We start from the raw sequence: 17401 nt of genomic DNA, 5'->3' as shown, positions 1-17401 counted from the left end.
GTGATGTTCACCGCGACCGCCGTCGCTGTGGACGGGACGCCGGCCAGCCCGCTGACCTGCACCGGGTAGGCGGTTGCGGGGGACAGCGGATCCGGCAGCCCTTGGGTCGCGCCGCTGCCGCTGCGGGTATCGAGAATCCGGGTCGGGGCGGTTGCGGTATAGGTACCCGCGCCCGACGGTGCCGGCTGTGGGCACAGCGCCAGAGCGATGGCCGGGCTGTCTGGGGTGCCGAGCCCACTGGCCAGGTCGAAGCCGGCGGTCGCCGGATAGTCCCCGCTGTTGGTCCCGGTGTAGTCGTTGTTCCCCGTGGCGATGTCGTGGAAGGGCGACGTCCCACCGGCCGCCGCCTTGTAAAGCGCCGGGTTGAGGAAGCCGGCGGTCGCCCGGCAACCGGTGTCGACGTCAGCCACCAGGGCCGCCCACAGCGGGGCTGCGCCGGACGTGCCACCGGCGGTCATCCAGGTACCCTGGTAATAGATGGTGTAGCCGAAGTTGGGGTCGGCACTGGCGCTGACGTCCGGAACTTCCCGACAATCACCGACGCTCGCCGCGCACGGCACGCCGCTGCTGAACTTGTTCTGCACCCCCGGTCCGGACTGGTAGGCCGGCATCGGCCACCGCGCGGAGATGCCGCCACCGGCGGCGCCGGCTGCCTGGGCCGAGGAGGCCGGGCCGTCGTTCCAGACCGCCTCGACCGGCGGGCTGCTCGGATTGCTGAGGCTGGTCCCGCCGACCCCGGTGACGTAGGGTTGCGAGCCCGGGTCGTCCACCGCGAGTTGGGTGTTCGGCTGCGCGGCCGTGTAGCAGTCCTCGGAACCGTCATCCCCGGCGGCGGCGACGAAGGTCTGGCCCTGGGCGGCCGCTTGCTGGAACAGCGTGTTCTCCGCGGCCAGCCGACCACCCCCCTGGGCCTGCGGCTCACACAGCCCGAAGGACGTGCTGATCACCTGGGCGATGTCCTGGGTGACGATCGCGGAATAGATGTCGTAGTCACTGCCGGCGGGTCCGGAGTAGACGTCCAGGGTCGTCTGCGGTGCCAACCCGATGACGTTGTCGATGTCGAGGATCGACTCGCCGGTACCGCTTCCGGCGCCGGCACCGCCATCGACTGGAATGTCGGTGACGGCAGCGGAGGACCCGTAGCAGGACTGGTAGGCGGCAACGTCGGAAGGGGCGAACGGTTCGGTCTCGACCAGCGCCACGGTCACCCCCGCCCCGAGCCGTCCCTGGTTGTAGAGCGAGTCGAACCCGTAGGCGGTGGCGAGCTGGTCCGCCGTGTAGCCGCCTTGGCTCGTCGCGACGGTGGTTGCCGCCGCGCAGGGAACCGGCCCGGTTGTCGCGCGGACGACCGACCGGGGCGTCGCCGCGGCTCGGGCCGGGCCGAAGCGAGCCGAGAACCGGCGGCCGAATCCGAGCGGCCGGGCAACGGACAGATCGTCGAGACCCAGTACGGCCTGCACACCGGCCGGAAACTCCGGGCGGACGGTGTTGCGATAGGCCAACCGCCCGGACGCCATCCGCAGTTGCTGGAAGGAGGTGTGCAGCGCAGTCGACACCACGCCCGCCGTTGCGACCAACGGGATGGACAGGTCGTTGCCTGCCGTGGGTCCAGGTCGCAACCCGCGGGCGAGCAGCCAACTTCGGACGGCGGCCACGACGCTCGGCTCAGCCCCGAAGGTGGCGCCAAACTGCCGGGAGGTCACATATCGGTGGTACCGCGGATTCCCGGGGGTGCTGACTTCGGTGGCAAACCGCGCCAATGCTGTCGGATCGCGAGGGGCGAGGACCACGCTCAGGCGCAGCGCCGTGTTGCTGCCCAACGCACCCAGTTGCCTGGCCCCGTGCGGAAGGGCGCGGGGGGGCGGTCCGGCGACGGTGCGCGCGCTTGCCGTTGGTCCGGCCTGAGCGCCCGCGGAACCCGGCAGCCCAACCACGGAGGTCAGGGTCGCGAGTATGGCGCAGCAGCCGACGAGGGTTCTCGACCATCCGGTCCGCCGCCGACGTGACGGTAATGCGCGCACGCCTAACGGTCCCATGGATGTCATCCTTCAACACGGGAGTCGCGCGGTTCAGCGGATTCGGGAAAGGACGTTCTGGCTGCCGACGCCTTTCGACCGGACCGGCCCGCCGGCCAGATGCGATCCTGGGCTCCGGATGTGGAGGAACTCGACCTGCTGGCTCGTCCTCGCGGCCGCGGTGCTGGCCGGCTGCGGCGGATCACCGCGAGGGCCGGGGGATGCGGGTGCGGTGACCGGGCGGGGGACGCCGCCGGCGCGGAGCCCTGCCGTGGATCCGGTTGTGCGGCGCAGAGTTCTGCTCGGCTACTCGGTGGCGAGGCGTCCGATCACGGCGGTGGAAATCGGTGATCCGGACAGCCCCCGGCGGGCACTCGTCGTCGGGTGCATCCATGGCAACGAGCCGGCCGGAATCGCCGTCGACCAAGCCCTGGCCGCGGGCCCAGCCCCCGCGGAGGTAGACCTTTGGTTGCTAACCGACCTGAATCCCGACGGGGTGGCCGCCGGTACCCGGCAGAACGCGCACGGCGTCGATCTCAACCGCAACTTTCCGGCCGGCTGGCGGTCGGCCACGCCAGGAAGCGTGAGCTACTCCGGGCCGCTACCGCTGTCCGAGCCGGAGAGCCGGCTGGCGGCGGCCCTGATCCGCCGGATCCATCCCGGATTGTCGATCTGGTTCCACCAGCACCTCACGGTGGTCGACGACTCCGAAGGCCCGCTCGCCGTGGAAGCCCGATTCGCCCGGCTCGTGGGGCTCCCGGAGCGGTCGTTGACAGACTACCCCGGAAGCGTCGTCGGTTGGGAGAACGCGCTCCTCGGCCCGACCGCGTTCGTAGTCGAGCTCCCGGCGGGTTCCCTGACGGCGTCCACCACCCAGCGCTACGCGGCGGCGGTGCGGGACGTACTGCCCTGATCTCAGGGGTGGCGCTCGGCCAGCCAGCGGGCCAGGAACTCGCACTCCCGGGCGATGTCCCGTTCTGCGTTGCCGACCGCGAAGCCCTCCAGCTTCCCGCCTAGCAGCGGGACCGAGACCTTGACCTCACCGTCGAGGCGATAGTCCGAACCGGCGCCGCTGGCCTCGAGGGACATCGTGCCGCCCATCGTCGAGGGCACGCCGGCGACTTCGACCGACCAGTGCCCAGTCCGGACGCCGTCCCCTGCCTGGCCCCACACGTCGGTCTGGGTGACCGCATTGCTCGGGGACAGCAGCCTCTTGGCGAAACCTGGCACGTCCACGGATACCGTGCGGCGGGTCACGACACGGAACCCGGAGCCGGAGGGGGAGGGACCGCACTCGAGCACGTCCACGTCCCGTGCACCGAGCTCACCGAACTTGGCCCGGAGAAAGGCCTCGTCGGTCAGCGCGCTGAAGACCCGCTGCGGATCCGTCTCGTAATGATGGGCGGCCGCCAGCTTTCTCATGAACGTCGAGAGTAGCCGCGGGGCGCCGGGCGACGGCGCAACAGCCCGCCCGCGAGCAGCACGCTCAACAGGACCAACCCGAGCACCGGCACCGCGAGCGGTCCACCGGTGGCCGGCAGGGCGGTGCCCCCGGTCCCGGGTTCCGGGCCCGAAGGCGGGGCGACCGGGGGGCTCGTTGAGTGGAAAGTGACAAGCCGTCCCGCGAAGCCCCGGGTTTGATCTCCATCGGCCCGGCAACCGGCCGCCTGCGGGGTCGCGCCGCAGTCCGCGTCGAAACTGGCCCACGGTGTGCCATCCGGCCCCAGCGCACTTCCGATGAAGTCGTTGCCAAACAGCTGAATGGAGACCGCCCCGAAGATCGCCGGATTGACCTCGGTTCCGCCCGGTCCGGCCAGGTAGCCGGCGCCTTGGATCGAACTGCCATAGAGCAGCGGGTGATCTGGCTGGTTCAGCATGCCGGCCCAGAAGACCGGATGGCGGGCAAGCACATCGGTGCTTTCCGTGAGGTAACCGTCGACGGTGACCTGTCCCGGCCTCTGACCGAGGTAGGCGACCGCGATCCGGCCGATGCCGCGCTCGGCGAAGCTCCACTTGAGCACGGTGCCCAAACCTGGGCGGGTGACGTCAACGGGCGTGTTCCAGCTAAGTCCACGGTCCCGCGAGACCGCGAGCATCAAATGCGCACCCCGGGCCCACATCAGGTACAGGTTGTCGGCGGGGTCGACTCGGAGTTCCGCAGCGCCGCCGGTCACCCCATTGCCGGCCGGTGCCGGCAGGGTGACCGCGCTCCCGTCGCGGCGATGCATAACCGGGAAGCTTGCTGCCTCGTCGACGCTGCGGGCCAGGTAGACGTTCGACCCGCAGGTGACCATGAGGTAGAGGCTGCCGTCGCTCGCCGGCTCCGGATAGTCGCCGTCGATCGCCGAATAGCTCTCCGGATTCGCGCCGCATTCGGGGTGGCGCGGCGCTGCGGCGTCGAACACCAAAGACGTGAGGCTGAATGTCGAGCCCCCGTCCATGGACTTGAAGCAAAGCCGGCCCCCTATCACGGGGCTGGTGAACCCGACGTTGGTGTTGGCACAGAAGTACACGACGTCCGGGTAGCCCGTGGGTCGCGGCTGCCCGGCTGGGGCGATGGCACTGGCGAACCTCGGGTTCTCCGGGAGCGCAACCTCGTTGATGACCGTGTAGTGCCAGGTCCGACCGCCGTCACCGCTCCACAGCAGGTGGGCCGGTCCGGACTGGTTGGGCCCCAACGCGGGGGCCTGCGGGTCTGGGCTGTAGTCCTCGAAGAACAGGCGTCCGGTCACCGGGTCCACGTAGATGCTGTGGTCGGTGGGGTTCCAGGTGATCCCAGCCGGTCGCAACATCGCCCAGTGCGCTCCCGCGTCGGCGCTCAGCGCGAGGCCGGCCGGGCTGGCGTTGGTCTGCGTGTTCGGGTCGATCGGCACGGGACCCGCGTTGGTACCGGCCAGGCCCGCCGGCTGGACGGCTGGAACGAACACGACGGCACCGTCGTTCAGGACGACGATATGGCTCTCCGCGCCGGCGAACCCGGTGCTCACGCCGCACGGGACCGGGGGATTGCGCGGTTGCGGTGAGAGCACAACGCCGCCGGAGTAGTAGGCGATTGCGGGTCGGGCCGGGTCGCAGCCGTCCGGTCGGGCCGTGGGCGTCCGCGTGACCGGGTCGGCGAGGGTCGGTGTCGCCGCGCAAACGAGCAGCAGCGGAACGGTGGCGACCATCCGTCTCCAGCGCATCCCGGCCCTCCGTCGACGGCTACCTGGGGAGGTTTCGTGCTCCGGGCACGATCCTCCTGCCAGACCGGTCCCGGGCGACCGGGGGGAACTCACCGCAGGTAGGGGCAGTGTCGGCAGCCACGCTCACAGCAGGTGCCGCGATCGCGCAGGTAGACCGCGGTGAGCACGAACAGGCCGCTGACCGGGTCCAGGTAACCAGGGCTTCCCGACGCGAGCGCCGCCGCGTGGGCCTCCAGGATCTGCTGGAACTGGGGGTCCGCCGGGTCCAGCCGGCTGGGATGCGGCTGATCCAGCGGCCGGTCGGCCGGCGGCTGACGGGTCACCGCGCGATCCTAGGCAGCCGGTGTGGGCGGACCCGGTCGGACCGGGCGGACCCGAGCTCCAATAGTGCATAGACAACCGATGTAACGTATGATTATCCGAAGAGCGGAACAGGAGGGTGACGTGGGTCTGACAGCCGCGGTTGCCGGCGCAAGTGGGTATGCCGGCGGGGAACTGCTGCGTCTGCTGCTCGCGCACCCGCAGTTCGAGATCGGTCCGCTGGTCGCGGCCGCCAACGCCGGACGGCCGGTCACCGATCTGCACCCGAACCTGCCGGAGCTCGCAGGGCGGGTGTTTGCGGGCCTCGACGACGAAATTCTCCAGGCGGACGTCGTGTTCCTCGCGTTGCCGGCCGGCAGTTCCGCCGGCGTGGCGGCCACGATCCCGGCGGGCACCCTCGTAGTCGACATCGGCGCCGACCACCGGCTCGCCGATCCGGCCGCCTGGCGTCGGTTCTATGCGGGTGAGCACTCGGCGGCCTGGTGCTACGGACTCCCCGAACTGCCGGGTCGGCGACTCGAGCTCGCCGGTTGCCGCCGGATCGCCAACCCGGGGTGCTACCCGACCGCGGTCATCCTCGCGCTGGCGCCGCTCGTCGAGGCCGGTTTGGTCGACCGGGCCGATGTCGTAGTAGTCGCATCCAGCGGGACAACCGGGGCCGGCCGGGCGCCCGACGCGGGACTCCTGGCGAGCCAAGTAATCGGTGACCTCTCCGCGTACAAGGTCGGCGGGGTGCACCAGCACATCCCAGAGATATCCCAGGCGCTCGGCCTGCCGACCCTCTCGTTCACCGCCGTGCTCGCCCCGATGCCACGCGGCATCCTGGCCACCTGCACGGCCCGACTCGCCGCCGGCACCCGGACAAGCACGGCGGCAGCGCGCGCCGCGTTGGTGTCCGCCTACGCGAGTGAACCGTTCGTTCACGTCCTGCCCGAGGGCAGTTGGCCGCACACGGCCGCGACGATCGGCTCGAACTCCGCCCACCTTCAGCTGGCCGTCGACCCAGACGCCGGCCGGGTGGTTGTCGTCTCGGCTATCGACAACCTCGGCAAGGGCGCGGCCGGACAGGCCGTCCAGAACGCCAACATCGCACTGGGCCTGCCAGAGACGATCGGGCTATCGGTCTCCGGAGTCGGGCCGTGAGCGTGACGGCGGCCCGCGGGTTCCGGACGGCGGGTGTCGCCGCCGGGCTGAAGTCCAGCGGAGGACTGGACCTGGCCATCGTCGTCAACGACGGCCCGATGCACTCCGCCGCCGGTGTGTTCACGACCAACCGGTTTCCGGCTGCACCGGTGCTCTGGAGCCGGCAGGTTCTCAGTGCGGGTGTCGTTCGGGCGGTGCTGCTCAACGCCGGCGGCGCGAACGCGTGCACCGGCCCGGACGGATTTCGCGACGCCCATCGCAGCGCCGAGGCGGTAGGGGCCGGGCTCTACGTGTCGCCCGCCGAGGTGGCCCTGTGCTCGACCGGCCTGATCGGGGAGCGGCTGCCGCTCGACCTGCTGCTGGGCGGCGTGGCCGACGCGGTCGCCGGGCTCTCCGCGGACCCGGCCCGCGCGGATGACGCGGCAAACGCGATCCGGACCACGGACACCGTCGCCAAACAGGCGGTCGCCACCGGATCGGCCTTCACGGTCGGCGGAATGGCAAAAGGTGCCGGCATGCTCGCACCCGAGCTGGCGACGATGCTCGTCGTGCTCACCACAGACGCGAGTGCCGATCCGGCCACCCTCGACCGCGTTCTCCGTGCGGCGACCGCGAAGAGCTTCGATCGGATCGACTCCGACGGCTGCATGTCGACGAACGACACGGTGCTTCTTCTGGCGAGCGGGGCGAGCGGGGCGACCCCAGACGCGGCCGAGCTCGCGGAAACCGTCGCCCGGGTGTGCGCCGACCTGGCCGCGCAGTTGGTCGCCGATGCCGAGGGCGCGAGCAAGGAGGTCCTCGTCGAGGTGGTCGGCGCGGCGAGTGAGCCGGAGGCCGTCGACGTCGCCCGTACGGTCGCCCGGAGCAACCTGCTCAAGTGCGCGCTGCATGGGGAAGACGCGAACTGGGGAAGGGTGCTGGCCGCGGTCGGCACGACAACGGCGGCGTTCGAACCGGACGCCGTCGACGTCGCCATCAACGGCGTCTGGGTCGCCAGGTCCGGTGCCGCCGGCGCGCCGCGGTCGATGGTCGACCTGAGCGGGCGCCGGGTGACAGTCACCGTCAACCTCCAGGCCGGGAACGCCGCCGCGGAGATCTGGACCACCGACCTCACCGCCGCGTACGTCCACGAGAATTCGGCGTACTCGTCGTGACCGCCGCCACCGCGCTCGACAAGGCGGCGACCCTGGTCGAAGCGCTGCCCTGGCTGGCCCGGTTCCACGGTCGCACGGTCGTCGTGAAATACGGCGGCCACGCGATGACCGACGCCACGCTGCGGGCCGCGTTCGCCGAGGACATCGTCTTCCTCCGTTACGCCGGTATCCGACCGGTCATCGTGCACGGCGGCGGCCCGCAGATCAGCGCGGCGCTGGAGCGCCATGGTGTCCCCAGCGAATTCATCGCCGGGCTGCGGGTGACGACCCCGGAGGCGATGCAGGTCGTGCGGATGGTGCTCGTCGGTCAGGTCGGGCGGGAACTGGTCGGACTGGTCAACGCGCACGGTCCGTTCGCGATCGGCCTGTCCGGCGAGGACGCCAACCTGTTCACCGCCGCGCGGCGCGGTGCCGTCGTGGACGGTGTGCCGGTCGACCTCGGTCAGGTTGGGGACATCGTCGACGTCGACCCGGGGGCGATCGTCGCGTTGCTCGACGACGGCCGGATACCGGTCGTCGCCAGTGTCGCCCGGGGCCGCGACGGTGAGTTGTTCAACGTCAATGCCGACACCGCGGCCGCCGCGCTGGCCGCCGCGCTGGCCGCCGAAAAGTTCGTCGTGCTCACCGACGTCGAGGGTCTCTACGCCGAGTGGCCGGCGACCGACGAGGTCGTCAGCTCGCTCACCGCCGCGGAGCTCGAACAGCGGCTTCCGCAACTTGCCGATGGCATGCTGCCGAAGATGACCGCCTGCCTCGCGGCGGTGCGGGGCGGCGTGCCCCGGGCGCATGTCCTGGACGGTCGGGTCCCGCATGCCCTGCTGCTGGAGGTCTTCACCGACTCCGGGGTCGGCACGATGGTGACACCGTGACCGCCGAGCGCTGGGACGCGGTCATGATGCGCAACTACGGCACCCCCGTGCTCACCTTGACCCGGGGCGAGGGCTCGTATGTGTGGGACGACGCCGACCGTCGCTACCTGGACCTGATCGCCGGGATCGCGGTCTCTTCGCTCGGTCATGCCCACCCGGCGATCGTCGAGGCGGTGAGTAGCCAGGTCGGCCGGATCGCGCACACCTCCAACCTGTTCGCCAACCAGCCGGCGCTGGACCTAGCCGAGCGTCTCGTGCAGTTGATCGCCATCCCCGGCACACGAATCTTTTTCTCTAACGACGGCACCACCGCCAACGAGGCGGCGATCAAAATTGCCCGCCGGATGGCGGGGCCGGATCGCCCCCGCTTCGTCGCCGCCGAACGCGGGTTCCACGGTCGGTCGCTCGGGGCGCTCGCGTTGACCGGTAAAGCCGCCATCCGGGAACCGTTCGGACCGTTCGGTCTAGACGTCACCTTCGTGCCCTACGGCGACCCGGTCGCCCTCGAGAACGCGGTCGACGAGCGGGTTGCCGCCGTCGTCCTCGAGCCGACCCAGGGGGAGGCGGGGGTGGTCCCGCCGCCGGAGGGCTACCTGGCGGCGGCCCGCGCGGTGTGCGACGCGAGTGGTGCCCTGCTGGTGGTCGACGAGATCCAGAGCGGGATCGGCCGGACCGGCTTCTGGTTCGCCCACCAGGCGGAGGGGGTCGTCCCCGACATCGTCACACTTGCCAAGGGGCTCGGTGGCGGTCTGCCGATCGGGGCCTGCCTGGCCGCCGGTCCGGCGGCCGAGGCGCTCCGCCGCGGTGACCATGGGTCGACGTTCGGCGGCAACCCGGTGGCCTGCGCGGCTGCGCTCGCGGTGCTCGACACGATCGTCGCCGACCGTCTGCTCGAACACGTTCGTACGGTCGGTGCCGGCTGGCGACGGGCCCTGACCACGGTCGAGGGGCCGGGCTTCAACGGGGTCCGGGGACGCGGACTGTGGCTGGCGCTCGAGCTGGACGACGGGGCCGCCCCGGCCGTGGAGGCCGCTGCCCGATCGGCTGGTTTCCTGGTCAACGCGGTGGCTCCGGGAGCGATTCGGCTGGCGCCGCCGCTCGTAGTGACCGCCGATCAGCTCGCCACGTTCACCGACGCGCTACCCGCTGTGCTGACCGCCGCGCATCGGGGCGATTAGTGTGCCGAACGTGACCAACCCCCGCATCCTCGTTGTCGAGGACGACCCCAGCGTCCGTGGCCTGCTCCAGACACTGCTGTCCGCCGAGGGATACGACGTGGCTACCGCGTCCGACGGCCTGGCCGGTCTGGTCAAGGCCAGCAGCCAGCGGCCGGCCCTGATCCTGCTCGACCTGATGATGCCCGACCTCGGCGGGATCCGGGTGCTCGAGGAGCTGCATGGCGACCCGGCGCTCGCGGACGTCCCGGTCGTCGTGGTCACCGGAAAGGTCGAGGCGATCCCCGATCTGCAGACCGTGCTCGGCGCGGACAGCGTCTTCGCAAAGCCGTTCGGCGTCGCCGAACTGCTCGCCCGGGTCCGCGAGATAACCGGCGGTCCGGTCCCCGCGGATGGAGGTCGCTGATGGTCCGCCACTTCCTCGTCGACGACGACCTCGCCCCTGCGGAGCTGGAGCTGGTGCTCGACGACGCCGAACGCCGGGCCAAGGACCGGTTCGCCGACTCTCCGCTGGCCGGCCCCCGGTCGGTCGCGGTGATCTTCGAGAAGCCGTCCACCCGGACCCGGCTCTCGTTCGAGGCCGGCATCGCCGAGCTCGGTGGCCATGCGATCGTCATCGACGCTCGCAGCACCCAACTCGGTCGGAGCGAGACCATCGAGGACACCGCCCGGGTGCTCTCCCGGTACGTGGCGGCGATCGTCATCCGGACCTTCGGCCAGGACCGCATCGAGGCGCTGGCCGGCGCGAGCAGCGTGCCCGTGGTGAACGCGCTCACCGACTACGCCCATCCGTGCCAGGCCCTCGCCGACCTGCTGACCATCCGGCAACGTCGGGGCGGACTCGCGGGGCAGGTGCTGAGCTATCTCGGGGACGGGAACAACGTCGCCCACTCGCTGCTGCTCGCCGGGGCGGCCGCGGGGATGCACGTGCGGATCGCGACCCCGCCCGGCCACGAGCCCACCGGCCCGGTCGTCCGCCGGGCCGGCGACATCGCGGAACGCACCGGCGGCTCGGTGGCGCTCACCGACGACCCGCTGGCCGCATCCGCCGGTGCGGACGTGCTCTACACCGACGTCTGGGCCTCGATGGGTCAGGAGGAGTCGGCGCAGAGCCGGGTCTCGCTGTTCCGCCCGTACCAGCTCGACGCGCGCGCGGTCGGAGCGGCGAAACCGGACGTCCTCGTCCTGCACTGCCTGCCGGCCCACCGCGGTGAGGAGATCGCCTCCGACGTGATCGACGGCCCGCACAGTGCCGTGTTCGACCAGGCCGAGAATCGGCTGCACGCACAGAAGGCGCTGCTTGCGTTCCTCCTCGAGCGCAGCGGGACGCCATGACGGTCGTCGCGCCTTCGACCAAGACCGCGCGCCAGGCCCGGATCGCCGAGCTGCTCGCGCGGGGGCCGGTCCGCTCGCAGTCCGAACTGGCCCGGCTGCTCGCGGAGGCCGGGTTCGCGGTCACCCAGGCGACCCTGAGCCGGGACCTCGAGGAGCTGGGGGCGGTGAAGCTTCGCCGCGCCGGCCCGGGGACCGCATACGCGTTGCCGGGCGATCCGGCCAGGCCGGCCGGTCCGGATGGCCGCCTCGGCCGGATTCTCGAGGACCTGCTGGTCGCAACCGACGCCTCGGCCAACCTCGCGGTCCTGCGCACGCCGCCGGGCGGGGCGCACCTGCTCGCGTCCGCCGTCGACCGGGCGGGGCTACCCGACGTCATCGGCACGGTTGCGGGCGACGACACCGTCCTCGTCGTGACCCGGGGGAGCCGCGGCGGGGCGGCCCTGGCCGGCCGGTTGCGCCAGCTCGCCGAGGCGGGCAGCAAAGGGGTGAACGCCTGATGTCCGACCGGATTGTTCTGGCCTACTCCGGTGGTCTGGACACGTCCGTGGCGATCGGCTGGATCGCGCGGGAGTCCGGTGCCGAGGTCATCGCGGTAGCGGTCGACGTCGGGCAGGGCGGCGAGGACCTGACCGTGATCCGGCAACGCGCGCTCGATTGCGGCGCCGTCGAGGCGGTGGTCGCGGACGCCCGGGACTCCTACGCCGACGGCTACTGCCTGCCGGCGCTGCGGGCGAATGCGCTCTACATGGACCGCTACCCGCTGCTCTCCGCGCTGTCCCGGCCCCTCATCGTCACGCACCTGGTCGCCGCGGCCCGGGAGTTCGGGGCGTCGACGGTCGCGCACGGCTGCACCGGCAAGGGCAACGACCAGGTCCGGTTCGAGGTCGGGCTCGGCGCGCTGGCGCCGGACCTTGCGGTACTGGCCCCGGTTCGGGACTCGGGGATGACCCGGGACAAGGCGATCGCATTCGCCGAGGAGCGCGGGCTGCCCATCGACGTGTCGAAGAAGTCCCCTTACTCGATCGACCAGAACGTCTGGGGCCGGGCGATCGAGACCGGCTTCCTCGAGGACCCGTGGAACCCGCCGATCGAGGATCTCTACTCCTACACCGCCGACCCGGCGGTCACGCGGCGCGCCGACGAGGTCGTCATCGGCTTCGACGACGGCGTGCCGACCCGACTCGACGGCCGACCCGTGTCCATGCTGGAGGCGATCTCCGAGCTGAACGCCCGGGCCGGGGCGCAGGGGATCGGTCGGATCGACCTGGTCGAGGACCGGCTGGTGGGGATCAAGAGCCGGGAGATCTACGAGTGCCCCGGTGCGATCGCGCTGATCACCGCCCACCAGGAGCTCGAGAGCTGCACCGTCGAGCGCGACCTCGCCCGCTTCAAGCGCGCCGTCGAACAGCGCTGGACCGAGCTGGTCTACGACGGTTTGTGGTTCTCCCCACTCAAGCGGGCGCTCGACGAGTTCATCGCCAGCGCATCCCGGCACGTCACCGGGGAAATCCGCCTCGTGCTGCACGCCGGCCGGGCGACGGTTACCGGCCGGCGCGGCGACGCCAGCCTCTACGACTACAACCTGGCGACCTACGACGCCGAGGACGAGTTCGACCAGTCGCTGGCCCGGGGTTTCGTGGAGCTGTGGGGCCTGCCGAGCAAGATCGCGGCTCGACGGGATCAGCGGCTCGCCCGGTGAGCCCCACCCCGCCGCCGACCCGCCTGTGGGGGGGTCGGTTCTCCTCCGGTCCGGCCCAAGCGCTGGCGCGGCTCTCGGTGTCGGTGCACTTCGACTGGCGGCTGGCGCCGTACGACCTGGCCGCCTCGCGGGCGCATGCGAAGGTGCTCGGGTCCGCCGGGCTGCTCTCCGGCGACGAGCTGCCCCGGATGCTCGCCGCCCTGGACGATCTCGGCCAGGCGGTGCAGAGCGGCGCGTTCCGGCCGACCGCCGAGGACGAGGACGTGCACACGGCGCTGGAGCGCGGGCTGCTCGAACGGCTGGGCGCGCTGGGCGGCAAGTTGCGGGCCGGCCGCAGCCGCAACGACCAGGTCGCGACGGACCTGCGCCTCTACCTGCGCGATCACGCCCGTTCGGTCGCCGCGCGCCTCGCCGACGTCGAGGGCGCGTTGCTCGCCCAGGCCGACGAGCACGCCGATCTGCCGGCACCGGGGATGACCCACCTGCAACACGCGCAGCCGGTGTTGTTCGCGCATCACCTCGCAGCGCACGTGCACGCCTTCGCGCGCGACGTGGACCGGCTCGTCGACTGGGACGTCCGGGCGGCGGTGAGCCCGTTGGGGGCGGGGGCGCTGGCCGGGTCGTCGCTCCCGCTCGATCCGGCCGCGGTCGCGGCCGAGCTCGGATTCGCGTCGGCCGCGGCGAACTCGATCGATGCCGTCTCGGACCGCGACTTCGCGGCCGAGTTCCTTTTCGTGGCGGCGCTGATCGGGGTCCACCTGTCCCGGCTCGGCGAGGAGATCGTCCTGTGGTCGAGCCGGGAGTTCGGCTGGGTCGAGCTCGACGACGCCTTCGCCACCGGGTCCTCGATCATGCCGCAGAAGAAGAACCCGGACGTCGCGGAGCTGGCGCGCGGGAAGGCCGGGCGGCTGATCGGGAACCTCACCGGTCTGCTGGCCACCCTCAAGGGGCTACCGCTCGCCTACGACCGCGATCTCCAGGAAGACAAGGAGCCGGTATTCGACGCCGTCGACACCCTGCTCGTGTTGCTGCCGGCGGTCGCCGGGATGGTGGCGACGATGCGCGTCGACGAGCAGCGGCTGGCGGCCGCCGCCCCGGCCGGGTTCTCGCTGGCCACCGACATCGCCGAGTACCTGGTTCGGCACGGGGTCGCGTTCCGGGAGGCACACGAGGCCGTCGGACACCTCGTCGTGTGGTGCACGGCCCACGACTGCGATCTCGGCGACGTCTCCGATGCGGACCTGGCGGGGATCAGCCCGCACCTGGGTCCGGAGGTGCGCAGCGTCCTGTCGGTCGAGGGTGCGCTGGCCGCGCGGTCCACCGCCGGCGGCACCGCACCGGCTCGGGTCCGCGAGCAACTGGCCGCGTTGCGTCCGGTCGTCGCCTCCCACGTCGCATGGGCGGAGGGCCGATAGCTGCCCGGCCCAACGTTGCCGGCCGCGTTCTACGAGCGCGATGTCCGGACCGTCGCCCGGGGACTGCTCGGCGCCTGGGTGGCTTCGGGGGAGGGCGACGGGCTCGTTGAGCTGCAACTGACCGAAGTCGAGGCATACGCCGGCGAGACCGACCCCGGTTCGCACGCGTATCGCGGGCGGACCAGGCGAAACGCGACGATGTTCGGTCCGCCCGGCCGGGCGTACGTGTACTTCACCTACGGGATGCACTGGTGCGCGAACCTGGTGTGCGCGCCGGAGGGGACCGCCCGGGCGGTCCTGCTGCGCGCCGGTGCGGTGGGCCGGGGGATCGAACTTGCCCGCGCCCGTCGCGAGCGGGGTGTTGCGATCAGGGATCGGGATCTCGCCCGCGGGCCGGCCCGGTTGACCGTCGCCCTGGGCGTCACCGGCACCCTGGACGGGGTGGACGTGACCGACCCCGGCTCGCCGCTGCGGGTGCTCGCCGGGACCCGGGTGCCGCGGGCGCGGGTGGCCGTCGGGCCCCGAGTCGGGGTGCGCGGCGCCGGCGCACCGACCCCGTGGCGCTTCTCGATCCTCGGCGACCCGACGGTGAGCGGGTATCGACCGGGCTGAAATCCGGGCGCGGCCGAATCGTCCCCTGCTAGCGTCGCGGCTCGTGACCGGCCTGCTGGACGACCTGGCGTGGCGGGGACTGATCGCCCAGTCCACCGACCTCGAAGCCCTCCGCGCCGAGCTGGCCGCGGGACCGGTCACCCTCTACTGCGGTTTCGACCCGACTGCCCCCAGCCTGCACATCGGCAGCCTGGCCCAGATCCTGCCGCTGCGGCGGTTCCAGCTCGCCGGGCACCGGCCGATCGCGCTCGTCGGAGGAGCCACCGGGCTGGTCGGTGACCCGTCGGGGAAGGCAGCGGAACGGGCCCTCGCCGATGCCGAGGTCGTGGCGTCCTGGGTGGAGCGGCTGCGGGCGCAGATCGAGCCGTACCTCGATTTCGGCGGCGCTACCGCGGCCCGGATCGTGAACAACCTCGACTGGACCGCTTCGCTCACGGCGATCGAGTTTCTCCGTGACCTCGGCAAGCATTTCTCGGTCAACCGGATGCTCGGCAAGGAGTCGGTGAGCGCCCGGTTGGAAACCGCCGGGATCAGCTTCACCGAATTCAGCTACCAGGTGCTCCAGTCCTACGACTACCTGGAGCTCTACCGCCGGCATGGCTGCCGGCTGCAGACCGGCGGGTCGGATCAGTGGGGCAACATCACCGCCGGCGTCGACCTGATCCGCCGGGTCGAGGGCGGCTCGGTGCACGCGTTGACGACGCCGCTGGTTACCAAGGCCGACGGGACGAAATTCGGCAAGACCGAGACCGGGACGATCTGGCTCGACCCGTCGATGACCAGCCCGTATGCCTTCTACCAGTTCTGGGTGAACGCGGATGACCGCGACGTCGTCGATTACCTCAAGGCCTTCACCTTCGCCCCGGCGGCCGAGATCGAGACCCTGGCCGCAGCCGTGGTCGAGCGGCCGGCCGCCCGGGAGGCGCAGCGCAGGCTCGCCGAGCAGGTCACGACGCTCGTGCACGGGGCGGCCGAGTGCGCCCAGGCGGTAGCCGCGAGCCACGCCCTGTTCGGGGCGGGGGAGCTGTCCGGACTCGACGCCGGCACCCTGGCCGCCGCCCTGGCCGAAACGGTGACCGTCGAGGTCGGGGACCCGCTGCCGACGGTGATCGACCTCCTGGTCGCGAGCGGGCTCGCCCCGAGCCGCTCGGCTGCCCGGCGCACGGTGGCCGAGGGCGGGGCGTACCTCAACAATGCCCGGGTGACCGACCCGGAGGCGGCGCTCACCGAGGCCGACCTGCTGCACGGCCGGTGGGCGGTCCTGCGCCGCGGTCGGCGGGAGGTCGCGGGCGTGGCCCGGGGCGGCGGTTGACCTGACCCGGGCGAGCCCGTAGAGTCCGTCAAGCCCCACGGAGCAACGGACACGCCGGTTCACGCCGGTCGTGGACGGTCCGGGGGCCACCCCGGGTAGCAGACCGGAGGCCGCTGTGGCTTCCGGTCGTGGTTGCGCGCGGGTGCCCTTTCACGCCGACCGCGCCTTTGACGGCGGACGACGCGAAGGGGATACTGAGCAGGTTGCCCTGCGAACGGCCGAGAGGCCCGCCGCAGTGCGCGCCCGTTCCTTGAGAACTCAACAGCGTGCCAAAAGTCAGTGCCAAAAAAACCCCGTCCTGGCTCGGGTTCTCCCGGGCTGGGCGGTTCCTTTGGTGAATGACAGACGCCAGTCTGTCAAAAGCCAGTATCTCTGTGTGTCGACCATCTCGCGCCTCGGCGCGAGTACGTCTATAGGCATCTACGGAGAGTTTGATCCTGGCTCAGGACGAACGCTGGCGGCGTGCTTAACACATGCAAGTCGAGCGAGGCCCCTCCTTCGGGAGGGTGTCCTAGCGGCGAACGGGTGAGTAACACGTGGGCAATCTGCCCTCAGCTCTGGGATAACTCCGGGAAACCGGGGCTAATACCGGATACGACCTCGAGGGGCATCCCTTGAGGTGGAAAGGTTTATTCCGGCTGAGGATGAGCCCGCGGCCTATCAGCTTGTTGGCGGGGTTACGGCCCACCAAGGCGATGACGGGTAGCCGGCCTGAGAGGGTGACCGGCCACACTGGGACTGAGACACGGCCCAGACTCCTACGGGAGGCAGCAGTGGGGAATATTGCGCAATGGGCGAAAGCCTGACGCAGCAACGCCGCGTGGGGGATGAATGCCTTCGGGTTGTAAACCCCTTTCAGCAGGGACGAAGCGAAAGTGACGGTACCTGCAGAAGAAGCGCCGGCTAACTACGTGCCAGCAGCCGCGGTAATACGTAGGGCGCAAGCGTTGTCCGGAATTATTGGGCGTAAAGAGCTCGTAGGTGGTCTGTTACGTCTGCTGTGAAAACCTAGGGCTTAACCCTGGGCCTGCAGTGGATACGGGCAGACTAGAGGTAGGTAGGGGAGAATGGAATTCCCGGTGTAGCGGTGAAATGCGCAGATATCGGGAGGAACACCGGTGGCGAAGGCGGTTCTCTGGGCCTTACCTGACACTGAGGAGCGAAAGCGT

At 71.0% G+C, this 17401-nt stretch carries 16 protein-coding genes and 1 rRNA gene; 13 read left to right on the top strand and 4 right to left on the bottom strand.

Annotated elements, in window-relative coordinates:
• Positions 1-2036: S53 family peptidase (locus VNG13_06240; protein HVA60120.1), on the bottom strand; the 2036-nt coding region annotated here is incomplete at its 3' end.
• 250 nt (positions 2037-2286) lie between these two features.
• On the opposite strand from VNG13_06240, the gene VNG13_06235 reads away from it, so the two are divergent.
• Positions 2287-2928 carry a M14 family zinc carboxypeptidase gene (locus VNG13_06235; GenBank protein HVA60119.1) on the top strand — a complete coding sequence of 214 codons (642 nt, stop codon included), beginning with the start codon at positions 2287-2289 and terminating at the stop codon, positions 2926-2928.
• Between the two features lie 2 nt (positions 2929-2930).
• Here VNG13_06235 and VNG13_06230 read toward each other — a convergent pair whose 3' ends face one another.
• From VNG13_06230 to VNG13_06220, 3 genes are all read right to left on the bottom strand, one after another.
• Positions 2931-3437, bottom strand: coding sequence for a DUF2505 domain-containing protein (locus VNG13_06230; protein HVA60118.1), 507 nt, complete (start codon positions 3435-3437; stop codon positions 2931-2933).
• A complete protein-coding gene (locus VNG13_06225; GenBank protein HVA60117.1) occupies positions 3434-5197 on the bottom strand; it encodes a sialidase family protein in 1764 nt (587 codons plus the stop codon). The genes VNG13_06230 and VNG13_06225 overlap by 4 nt, the downstream gene beginning before the upstream one ends.
• A gap of 89 nt (positions 5198-5286) precedes the next feature.
• Positions 5287-5520 (bottom strand): DUF5522 domain-containing protein, encoded by a 234-nt coding sequence (locus tag VNG13_06220; protein ID HVA60116.1) that lies wholly within the window; start codon positions 5518-5520, stop codon positions 5287-5289.
• A gap of 121 nt (positions 5521-5641) precedes the next feature.
• Between VNG13_06220 and argC the strand changes: the two genes are divergently transcribed.
• The 12 genes from argC to VNG13_06160 all read left to right on the top strand — a co-directional run.
• Complete coding sequence (gene argC / locus VNG13_06215) at positions 5642-6661, top strand: N-acetyl-gamma-glutamyl-phosphate reductase (GenBank protein HVA60115.1); 1020 nt, start codon at positions 5642-5644, stop codon at positions 6659-6661.
• Positions 6637-7815, top strand: coding sequence for a bifunctional glutamate N-acetyltransferase/amino-acid acetyltransferase ArgJ (gene argJ, locus VNG13_06210; protein ID HVA60114.1), 1179 nt, complete (start codon positions 6637-6639; stop codon positions 7813-7815). The genes argC and argJ overlap by 25 nt, the downstream gene beginning before the upstream one ends.
• Entirely contained in the window at positions 7812-8684 is an 873-nt protein-coding gene (gene argB / locus VNG13_06205; protein HVA60113.1) for an acetylglutamate kinase, read from the top strand. The genes argJ and argB overlap by 4 nt, the downstream gene beginning before the upstream one ends.
• 23 nt (positions 8685-8707) lie before the next feature.
• Entirely contained in the window at positions 8708-9862 is a 1155-nt protein-coding gene (locus tag VNG13_06200) for an acetylornithine transaminase (GenBank protein ID HVA60112.1), read from the top strand.
• A 10-nt stretch (positions 9863-9872) separates the two neighbouring features.
• Positions 9873-10265 (top strand): response regulator, encoded by a 393-nt coding sequence (locus VNG13_06195; GenBank protein ID HVA60111.1) that lies wholly within the window; start codon positions 9873-9875, stop codon positions 10263-10265.
• Entirely contained in the window at positions 10265-11194 is a 930-nt protein-coding gene (argF, locus tag VNG13_06190) for an ornithine carbamoyltransferase (protein ID HVA60110.1), read from the top strand. Before VNG13_06195 ends, argF begins: the two co-directional genes overlap by 1 nt.
• Positions 11191-11691 (top strand): arginine repressor, encoded by a 501-nt coding sequence (locus tag VNG13_06185; protein HVA60109.1) that lies wholly within the window; start codon positions 11191-11193, stop codon positions 11689-11691. The genes argF and VNG13_06185 overlap by 4 nt, the downstream gene beginning before the upstream one ends.
• Positions 11691-12893 (top strand): argininosuccinate synthase, encoded by a 1203-nt coding sequence (locus VNG13_06180; protein ID HVA60108.1) that lies wholly within the window; start codon positions 11691-11693, stop codon positions 12891-12893. The genes VNG13_06185 and VNG13_06180 overlap by 1 nt, the downstream gene beginning before the upstream one ends.
• Entirely contained in the window at positions 12890-14308 is a 1419-nt protein-coding gene (gene argH, locus VNG13_06175) for an argininosuccinate lyase (GenBank protein HVA60107.1), read from the top strand. Before VNG13_06180 ends, argH begins: the two co-directional genes overlap by 4 nt.
• Positions 14309-14323: 15 nt before the next feature.
• Entirely contained in the window at positions 14324-14920 is a 597-nt protein-coding gene (locus VNG13_06170) for a DNA-3-methyladenine glycosylase (protein HVA60106.1), read from the top strand.
• A gap of 43 nt (positions 14921-14963) precedes the next feature.
• A complete protein-coding gene (tyrS, locus tag VNG13_06165) occupies positions 14964-16232 on the top strand; it encodes a tyrosine--tRNA ligase (protein HVA60105.1) in 1269 nt (422 codons plus the stop codon).
• Positions 16233-16651: 419 nt separating this feature from the next.
• Positions 16652-17401: ribosomal RNA gene (locus VNG13_06160) — 16S ribosomal RNA — on the top strand; the annotation flags it as partial.

Source organism: Mycobacteriales bacterium, from assembly GCA_035533475.1.
GTDB lineage: Bacteria > Actinomycetota > Actinomycetes > DATLTS01 > DATLTS01 > DATLTS01.
This window is presented reverse-complemented; position numbering and strand designations above follow the sequence as displayed.